Annotated in this window: 7 protein-coding genes and 1 tRNA gene; 6 read left to right on the top strand and 2 right to left on the bottom strand. The window is 47.1% G+C overall.

Features of this window, described 5'->3' with window-relative positions; translation table 11 throughout:
- Positions 1-423 (top strand): LbetaH domain-containing protein (locus tag ACNKW2_RS14480; RefSeq protein WP_472978008.1); only part of this gene is annotated, 423 nt, incomplete at its 5' end.
- A 39-nt stretch (positions 424-462) separates the two neighbouring features.
- Here ACNKW2_RS14480 and xseA read toward each other — a convergent pair.
- Positions 463-1,800 (bottom strand): exodeoxyribonuclease VII large subunit, encoded by a 1,338-nt coding sequence (gene xseA / locus ACNKW2_RS14475; RefSeq protein WP_419149181.1) that lies wholly within the window; start codon positions 1,798-1,800, stop codon positions 463-465.
- Positions 1,801-1,931: 131 nt separating this feature from the next.
- On the opposite strand from xseA, the gene guaB reads away from it, so the two are divergent.
- The 5 genes from guaB (at position 1,932) to rimI (ending at position 6,110) form a co-directional block, all read left to right on the top strand.
- Complete coding sequence (guaB, locus tag ACNKW2_RS14470; protein ID WP_336568937.1) at positions 1,932-3,401, top strand: IMP dehydrogenase; 1,470 nt, start codon at positions 1,932-1,934, stop codon at positions 3,399-3,401.
- Between the two features lie 106 nt (positions 3,402-3,507).
- Positions 3,508-5,082 (top strand): glutamine-hydrolyzing GMP synthase, encoded by a 1,575-nt coding sequence (gene guaA, locus ACNKW2_RS14465; protein ID WP_336568938.1) that lies wholly within the window; start codon positions 3,508-3,510, stop codon positions 5,080-5,082.
- Positions 5,083-5,228: 146 nt separating this feature from the next.
- Positions 5,229-5,305, top strand: a tRNA-Trp gene (locus ACNKW2_RS14460).
- A gap of 63 nt (positions 5,306-5,368) precedes the next feature.
- On the top strand, positions 5,369-5,662 hold the full coding sequence (locus ACNKW2_RS14455) for a hypothetical protein (protein ID WP_419149180.1): 294 nt from the start codon (positions 5,369-5,371) through the stop codon (positions 5,660-5,662).
- On the top strand, positions 5,652-6,110 hold the full coding sequence (gene rimI, locus ACNKW2_RS14450) for a ribosomal protein S18-alanine N-acetyltransferase (RefSeq protein ID WP_419149179.1): 459 nt from the start codon (positions 5,652-5,654) through the stop codon (positions 6,108-6,110). Before ACNKW2_RS14455 ends, rimI begins: the two co-directional genes overlap by 11 nt.
- A 163-nt stretch (positions 6,111-6,273) precedes the next feature.
- Here the strand turns inward: rimI and ACNKW2_RS14445 are convergent, their stop codons facing one another.
- Positions 6,274-8,943: an ATP-binding protein gene (locus tag ACNKW2_RS14445; RefSeq protein ID WP_419149178.1), complete on the bottom strand. Its 2,670-nt coding sequence runs from the start codon at positions 8,941-8,943 to the stop codon at positions 6,274-6,276.
- Positions 8,944-8,966: the final 23 nt, after the last annotated feature.

The following is an 8,966-nucleotide window of genomic DNA, read 5'->3' as shown; positions in this document are numbered from 1 at the left end:
TTTGGCGTTGATATCCATCCTGCTTGTAAAGTCGGTCATGGTATTATGTTTGACCATGCCACTGGCATTGTGATCGGCGAAACCGCGGTGATTGAAGACAACGTCTCTATCTTGCAGTCTGTAACACTCGGCGGTACAGGTAATGAGCAGGGCGACCGTCACCCGAAAATTCGCGCCGGTGTTTTGATTGGTGCAGGTGCGAAAGTGCTTGGCAATATTGAAGTGGGCGAGGGGGCAAGAATTGGTGCAGGCTCTGTGGTACTGAGCGCGGTTGCGCCGCACACAACGGTGGTCGGTATTCCAGCCAAAGTGGTCGGCAAGCCTTCGTGCCCATGCCCGGCTGAGAGCATGAACCAAAACTTCCTCGAAGATAACAGCGAAGAACAGTTAGAGAACCAATCTATTACCTCAGCGATGCTGTAAGCGTTACGCAAGCAACGGGCTTAAGGCCCGTTGCGTAAATCACTTTAAACCGTCTACTCGAGATACAATCTCGCCATCACCAAGCTGGGTCACCAGCGGTTGGGTGCAATCCACCTCATTAATCGATTTAATTACCTTATCGCCTTGCTTGGCAATACTGTAACCGCGCGATAACACCGCCAGCGGACTCACGCCATCGAGCCTTGCACTGTTCACCGCTAATCGCTGTTGCTGCTGAGCGAGGGTGTGCTTCATGCTGTGGTGTAATTTGCTCGACAATTGCACCAAGTGTTGTTGCAAGGCTGCGATTCGGTGCTCTGGGTGGAGGCGGTTAAAGCGATGCTGTAGCACCTGCAGTTGCGATTGTTTTTGTTGTTGCTGAATAAAGTAACCACGGGTCAAGCGCTGTTGTAATTCATCAAGACGTTGGCTTTGTTGCATCAACTGATTTTTAGGGTGTTGTAATTGCAACCGCGCAGCGAAGTTAGCGAGCTGCTGATCGGCTTGCTTTACTCGGCGCTGAAATGCTTGGCGCAACTGCATGACCAGGTTAGTGGTTTGTTGTTTTAGTGCCTCAGAGTCTGGGCTCACTAATTCGGCCGCCGCAGATGGCGTGGGGGCGCGAACGTCGGCAACATAATCAGAAATAGTGGTGTCAATCTCATGGCCTACGGCACTGATCACGGGGAGCTGGCTGGCGAAAATAGCGCGCGCTACCGATTCTTCGTTAAAGCACCACAGGTCTTCCAGCGAACCGCCGCCACGTCCAACGATCAACACGTCCACTTCGTTGCGTTGGTTGGCCAGTTGAATTTGCTTGCAAATATGCTGTTGCGCTTCTGTGCCTTGCACCAGTGCAGGGTAGATAACCACCTCTAATTGTGGAGCACGGCGTTTCAGTACCGTTAAAATATCCTTGATGGCAGCACCGGTGGCTGAGGTCACAACACCAATGCGATGGATGTGTTGCGGCAATGGTTTTTTATAGTGACTAGCAAATAACCCTTCGCCCGCTAGTTGCATCTTTAGGGCATCAAATTGTTGCTTTAGTAACCCCTCACCTGCGGGAGCCAGCTGCTCAACAATCAGTTGATAATCGCCTCGAGGTTCATACACGGAAACCCGGGCCTGCACCATCACCTGCTCACCGTTGCTCGGGCGGTGTTTGCAATAGCGATTATTGCCACGCCACATGGCGGCTTTTATTTGTGCTTTGTCGTCTTTAAGAGAAAAATACCAGTGGCCTGAGGCGGGGGCAACAAAGTTGGAGACCTCTCCGGTGAGCTGCACGGAGGCAAAACCTTGCTCTAATAAAGTCCGAATTTCTCTATTAAGCTTTGAAACTGAATAGGTTTTGTTATTGCTCGGGTATGCCATCTCAACCTCCATAAAAAATTCATGCTTACTTTATCATATTTTTTGCTAAATTTTATTTACTCCCATAAGGAACGCTGATAAAATTCGCACGCAATTCCTTATACTCAGTCCATTTGAGAGAAGCCGCGAACATGCTAAGAATTGCACAAGAAGCCCTTACTTTTGACGACGTACTTTTAGTACCCGCTCATTCAACTGTTCTTCCTCACACAGCAAACCTGAAAACGCGTTTGACCAGTGAGATCGAATTAAATCTACCGCTTGTTTCCGCTTCAATGGATACGGTAACAGAAGCCCGCTTGGCAATTGCCCTAGCGCAAGAAGGTGGCATGGGTTTTATCCATAAAAACATGACCATCGAAGAGCAGGCTCGCAATGTCCGTAAAGTGAAAGCCTATGAAGCAGGCATTATTTCTTTCCCAGTGACCGTGACCTCTGACTTAACCATTGCTGATGCTATGGAACTGGCCAGAGAGAAAGGCTTTTCTGGTTTCCCAGTTGTGGGTGCCAATAACCAACTGGAAGGCATTGTAACCAGCCGCGATATGCGTTTTGAAACTAAGCTGGAAAAGCCTGTAGCTACGGTAATGACCAAAAAAGAAGACTTGGTCACCGTGAAAGAAGGCGCATCACGAGAAGAAATTCTTGGCTTAATGCACGAACACCGCATTGAGAAGATTTTGGTGGTTGATGACGCTTTTGCTCTTAAAGGCATGATCACTGTTAAGGATTACCAAAAGGCACAAGAAAAGCCAAACGCGTGTAAAGACGAGCAAGGTCGCTTACGCGTTGGTGCCGCAGTAGGTGTTGGCGCTGGTACTGATGAGCGTATTGCTGCTTTGGTTGAAGCAGGTGTTGATGTGCTATTAATCGACACTTCACACGGTCACTCTCAAGGCGTAATTGACCGCGTTAAAGCAACCCGTGAAGCCTACCCAGATTTACAAATTGTTGCCGGTAACGTGGCCACTAAAGCAGGCGCTATTGCACTTGCTGATGCTGGTGTAAACGCCGTAAAAGTAGGGATTGGCCCAGGTTCAATTTGTACTACGCGTATTGTCACGGGCTGTGGGGTACCACAAATTACGGCCATTTCAGATGCGGTTGACGGTCTGCAAGGTCGCAATATTCCAGTTATTGCTGACGGCGGTATTCGCTTCTCAGGCGACATCGTAAAAGCATTAGTGGCTGGTGCCTCGTGTGTGATGGTCGGTTCAATGTTGGCAGGTACTGAAGAATCTCCAGGCGAAGTTGAGCTATACCAAGGCCGTTACTACAAATCATACCGTGGTATGGGCTCGCTTGGCGCAATGAACCAAAAAGAAGGTTCTTCAGACCGCTATTTCCAAAAGAGCGATTCTGCTGACAAATTGGTACCGGAAGGTATTGAAGGACGTGTTGCCTATAAAGGACCAATCGCGACCATTATCCATCAGCAAATCGGTGGTATTCGCAGTGCCATGGGGCTAACTGGCTGTGCCACCATCGAAGAATTAAATACTAAGCCAGAGTTTGTACGAGTTACTTCTGCTGGTATGGGTGAGTCGCACGTTCACGACGTGCAAATCACCAAAGAGGCGCCTAACTACCGTATGGGCTAAGCCTTAAAGCGTGTCGTTGGGCTAGCAAGTTGCTAGCCCAATTTACTTTTGATAGAGGCGCATAGCGGCTTTATCCCTGTTTAGTTCCTAACTAACGAGATTATCAATGAGCAAAGATATCCACGATTCCCGAATTTTGATCTTAGATTTTGGTTCGCAATACACCCAATTAATTGCACGTCGTATCCGTGAAATTGGCGTTTACTGTGAGCTATGGGCTTGGGATGTAACGGAAGAGCAGATCCGTGAGTTTAACCCACAAGGTATTATTCTTTCGGGTGGCCCTGAGTCGACGACACTGGAAGGAAGTCCAAAAGCACCAGAGTATGTCTTTGAAGCTGGCGTGCCGGTACTTGGTATCTGTTACGGTATGCAGACCATGGCAATGCAACTTGGTGGACAAGTACATAGCTCAGATAAAAAAGAGTTTGGTTACGCCAAGGTGGAAAAAGTTGGGGACTGTAAGTTATTCGAAGCCATCGAAGACCACATTGAAGACGGCGCTGGCTTTTTAGATGTTTGGATGAGCCATGGCGATAAAGTGGCTAAGATCCCAGATACTTTCAAGACCTCAGCTAAAACAGACACTTGCCCACATGCTGCGATGTCGTGGGAAGAAAAGCGTTTTTACGGTCTGCAGTTCCACCCAGAAGTGACTCATACTCAGCAAGGTTTACGCCTGTTAGAGCGCTTTGCCATTGATATTTGTGGCTGTGAGAAGCTGTGGACCCCAGAGCAAATCATTGAAGATGCCGTTGAGCGCATTAAAGAAAAAGTCGGTGATGATGAAGTCATCCTAGGCCTATCTGGCGGTGTTGACTCGTCGGTTGTGGCCATGCTTATCCACCGCGCGATTGGCGACAAGCTAACGTGTGTGTTCGTTGATAATGGCCTGTTACGTTTAAATGAAGGTCAGCAAGTGATGGATATGTTCGGCGATAAGTTCGGCTTGAACATCATCAAAGTTGACGCTGAAGAGCGCTTCTTAAACGCACTAAAAGGGCTTAACGATCCGGAAGATAAGCGTAAAGCGATTGGTCATACTTTCATTGAAGTCTTTGATGAGCAAGCCAGTAAGCTTAGTAATGCGAAATGGCTAGCGCAAGGTACCATTTACCCTGACGTAATTGAGTCTGCTGCATCTGCAACGGGTAAAGCCCATGTGATTAAGTCTCACCACAACGTGGGTGGCTTACCTGAAGACATGGAGATGGGCTTAGTAGAGCCGCTGCGTGAGCTGTTTAAAGACGAAGTACGTAAAATTGGCTTGGAGCTAGGCTTACCGTATGACATGCTTTATCGTCATCCATTCCCGGGCCCGGGCCTAGGTGTACGTGTACTGGGCGAGATCAAAAAAGAATACTGCGACTTACTGCGTCGTGCTGATGCTATCTTTATTGAAGAGCTGCATAAAGCGGATCTTTACCACAAAGTATCACAAGCGTTTGCGGTATTCCTACCTGTACGCTCTGTGGGTGTGATGGGCGATGCCCGTAAGTATGACTGGGTAGTGTCGTTGCGCTGTGTGGAAACCATCGACTTTATGACGGCTCGCTGGTCACACCTTCCGTATGAGCTGCTAGGCCAAGTATCTAATCGCATTATCAATGAGATTGATGGCATTTCTCGTGTGGTTTACGATGTTTCAGGCAAACCGCCAGCCACCATCGAGTGGGAATAATGCCATAAGCGAGTAAAGTAGCGTTTAAGAAAAGGGCGAATATGGTAAATATTCGCCCTTTTGCTTATTTTAAAAGCAGTTGAGCTGAAAAAGTGTTTTTTTCGCTTTACCTTTATAAAAAGCTCATTATAATGCGTCGTCATTGCAGGGGCGTAGTTCCAATTGGTAGAACAGCGGTCTCCAAAACCGATGGTTGCGGGTTCGAGTCCTGCCGCCCCTGCCACTTCTTTTCTTTACAGCTTCCATTGTTTCACAGTACACTCACTAAAAATCCTATTATAACGCTATGAATCCTGTATACGCTGATATCCTTGATGTTGTGCCGGTTAAGCTCAATGCCGCATTTGCTCATTTAAATCCAAGCCATGCCACCACAGAGTCAGATAAACTTCCTGCGCTGACATTAGCAAAGCCATTATTAGACGATATCCAGCTATGTGTTGCAGCGAGTATTCGTGTGCAGCAGAGCAACACCATCGACTATCGCGACAATACCGTTTACTTGCCAAGTAACACCTTAAACGCAGCACAGAAAAGACAGCTGTGGCAACAGATCTGGAGTGCACAAGATGAACAGTAAGCTCGCAGGCTTGTTGGATTTTACCTGTGACCAGATCATGGCGGTGGAAACCGCATGCCATGAGCATCCGTGGAGTGCCAATACCATGCTGTCGTGCTTGCATGGGCGTTACTTTAACGTGGCATTGAGCGAAGGCGAGCGACTCGTTGGCTTTTTTATTGTCGAGCGAGCCGGGCCTGATTTTACTTTAATGGATATTTGTATTCATCCAGACTTCCAAGGGCAAGGTTTAGCAAAACAGCTCATGGCGGAGTTAGTCGCGCAGGCAAAACAACAGCAAGCGGAACATATTTTTCTCGAGGTAAGAGCGTCCAACCATACTGCCATTGGTTTGTACAAAAGCGTTGGCTTTGTCGAGACAGGGGTGAGAAAAAACTACTACCCCAAGGGAGCCGAACGCGAAGACGCGGTACTGATGATGTTAGCCAATATCACCCCTGCGGGATAACTTATACCAATCCGCATTAATACTTGCTCAATTTGAGGGAGCAAATTCGACGCTAACTGCGTTAAAAATTTCTCATTTAGAACAACTAAATAGCAAAATTTTCGCCTGGTTATCGCCAGAATTCTCTTGCCTCAAATAGACCTCTTAATTAATCGAATTGGTATTATTGAATGGTTTCTGCGTTCTTGACCGCGAGGGTATAGCGAATAGCCTCGCAGAGCTTAAGCAGGTAGTAATGCTTTTTGCTAGCGGCTGAGCGGCTTAAACTGCTTTCCAGTTCTCCTGCTGCCTCATGAATATTCATAAAGCCAAAACACCCTGAACTGCCTTTAATGCTGTGGGCCAGTGCTCTTAACTGATCCCACTCTTGACTGTCGTAGAGCCGTTGCAGTTGTTCTAGCTGTGCCGGCAATTTAGCCATGTAGTTATCACTTATCTGCTGAAACTTTTCACTTTGCAGTAATGTATCCCAAGCCGAGGCTTTATCATTTTGTAACTCGAGGTATGTCACCAATAAATGCTCGAGCTGGGTTCGGTCTATTGGCTTGCCCAAAGTGGCATCACAACCTGCGGCAAGGTAATTATCAATGTCATGTTTCATAACATTGGCGGTAAGCGCGATGATAGGGCCATCAAAAGCGGCGTGGCGTAGCATTTGTGTGGCTTCTTCGCCGCCCATCACCGGCATTTGCATATCCATTAATATCAGTTGATAGTCATTAACCAAGGCTTTTTCTACCGCTTCGGCACCATTGTTGACGATGTCAGGAACGATCCCCCAGTTCGACAGCAACAAGGTAATGAGCTCTTGGTTATCGGGGTTATCTTCCGCGACCAATACGTGGGCATCAATGGCGGTTGCGCTCAGTTGGTTGGGGGGCGCAACTTGTTGTTGAGCTTGCTGAAGGGTGTTGAGCCAGTTGACGTTACGGCCTGCAAAATGGCCTGCCACTTCAACCTTAAACAGGCTACCTGCACCTTGCTGACTGTCGACCAAAACGTCACCGCCTAACAGCTGTGCTAAGTTTTTCGAAATACATAATCCCAGCCCTGTGCCGCCAAAACGCCTTGTGGTGGTGGCATCTGCCTGTTCAAACGGTTTAAAGACACGGCGGATCTCACCTTCAGACATGCCAATGCCGGTGTCTTTAATACTAAAGATAAACATCTCACGCTGCTGATCAAATGCTACGTGTAAGTGCACGCCACCATACTCGGTAAACTTAACCGCATTGGTGCCTATGTTTAACAGTATCTGCTTTAGTCTGGTGACATCGGTATATAAGGTGTCTGGCAGCGGTAATTCGAACTCAGTAGAGAAGGTGAGTAGCTTATCATTGGTCATGGGCTCAATAATTGACTCAATGTCATTAACCAGAGGCAGCAAAGCAACGGCTTTTTCTTCCACTTTTAACTTTTCAGCTTCGATTTTAGAGAGGTCTAAAATATTATTAATGAGCTCTAATAGATGCTTAGAGTTGCGCAAAATGGTGTTTAAATGCTGTTTTGCATTATTGCTGTCAGGGTGTTCAATAAGTTGCTCGGTAAAACCCATTATAGCGGTAAGGGGGGTTCTTATTTCATGGCTCATATTCGCCAAAAAGCGACTTTTTAATTGGTTGGCTTGCTCGGCCTCAACAATGGCTCGCTCGAGTTGTTGATTGGTTTCCTCTAAAGCTCGAGTGCGGTTGTCGACTTTCTCTTCAAGGTGGGCTTTGTAATCTTCTAATTCCCGTTGGAAGGTGCGAATTTTTTCCACCATCAAATTAAAGTCTTTAAATAGCACGCCCACTTCATCGTTATTATGTTGTGGTAGCGCCACCATTAAATCACCTTCGCCCACTCTGTGGCTGGCCTCACCTAAAAGTTCTATGGGGTTAAGCAGAAGATTCCGCACCACGATAAAAATCATAATCGGCAAAGTAACAATCGATAAAATGACGATTAAGGCGGTGATCAGGCTAATGGTTTTACCCGAGCGATAGAGTAGCGACTTGGGGATGGTCGATATGTAGTAATAGCCGCCGCTCAATTGGGCACTGTAAGTCATGCGTTCAGAGTCATCGATGCTGTTGATCACCATCGACTGCAGTTGACCTAAATCTGCAATTTGACTAATTTCATCCACCTCACTGGCACTTAGATATAAACCGATAAGCTGGTTATTGGAGCTAAATAACACCTCGCCAGAATTACTCACTAACAGGTTGAGGGTATTGTCATAAGGCGCTTCTAAAATGCTGGTGCTTAATAAAGAAGGCGAGACCTGGACCACCACATAGCCCCGTTGTCGGGGTTGCTTGAGATTAAAGTCGACACCAAACACCTGCTGCACAAAATAAAGCTGGGTGCCGGATGACGTTGGGATCATAAATTGGTGCTGTCTGAGGTTGCTGTTGAGCACTTGCTCAGTAAAAGGATAACGGCTGGGGGCTTGCCCAAGTACAGAAGAATAAAACGCATCGCTGCTGCCATCAGGGGTAAGCAGGTTGATACTGATAATATCTGGGTAGGCCTCGCTGTAACTGGCGAAGACATCCATCAGTGCCCCAAGTTGCTGGGTCTTTTGCTGCTCTTGGCGACTATCAATGGCCAAATAATCGCTTAATACTGGAGAGGTAGACAGTAGCTTACTAGTGGATTGGTATACCTCAATGTAGTTAAACATCTTTTGTTGCTGTTGCTCGACAAAGCGGCTAACAATTAACTTGGCTTGTTTTTGTGTCGAGCTGGTCACATTGGTTAGAGTAAAACCACCAAGAAATAGCAGCGGTAAAATCACCAAAGGGGTGATAAACCACAGGAGTCTGACACTTAACTTGCTGGTTTTCATGAATTAATAGCTACCCTGCTGCC

The organism is Pseudoalteromonas 'SMAR' (genome assembly GCF_048515945.1).
In the GTDB taxonomy this organism is placed as follows: domain Bacteria; phylum Pseudomonadota; class Gammaproteobacteria; order Enterobacterales; family Alteromonadaceae; genus Pseudoalteromonas.
The sequence above is the reverse complement of the archived record's forward strand: the minus strand, read 5'-3'. Positions and strand labels throughout refer to the sequence as shown.

Bases quoted from the DNA above. Each gene is read 5' to 3' on its own strand.
- guaB (WP_336568937.1), top strand. From the start codon at position 1,932: ATGCTAAGAATTGCACAAGAAGCCCTTACTTTTGACGACGTACTTTTA.
- ACNKW2_RS14445 (WP_419149178.1), bottom strand. From the start codon at position 8,943: ATGAAAACCAGCAAGTTAAGTGTCAGACTCCTGTGGTTTATCACCCCT.
- xseA (WP_419149181.1), bottom strand. From the start codon at position 1,800: ATGGCATACCCGAGCAATAACAAAACCTATTCAGTTTCAAAGCTTAAT.
- guaA (WP_336568938.1), top strand. From the start codon at position 3,508: ATGAGCAAAGATATCCACGATTCCCGAATTTTGATCTTAGATTTTGGT.
- ACNKW2_RS14455 (WP_419149180.1), top strand. From the start codon at position 5,369: ATGAATCCTGTATACGCTGATATCCTTGATGTTGTGCCGGTTAAGCTC.
- rimI (WP_419149179.1), top strand. From the start codon at position 5,652: ATGAACAGTAAGCTCGCAGGCTTGTTGGATTTTACCTGTGACCAGATC.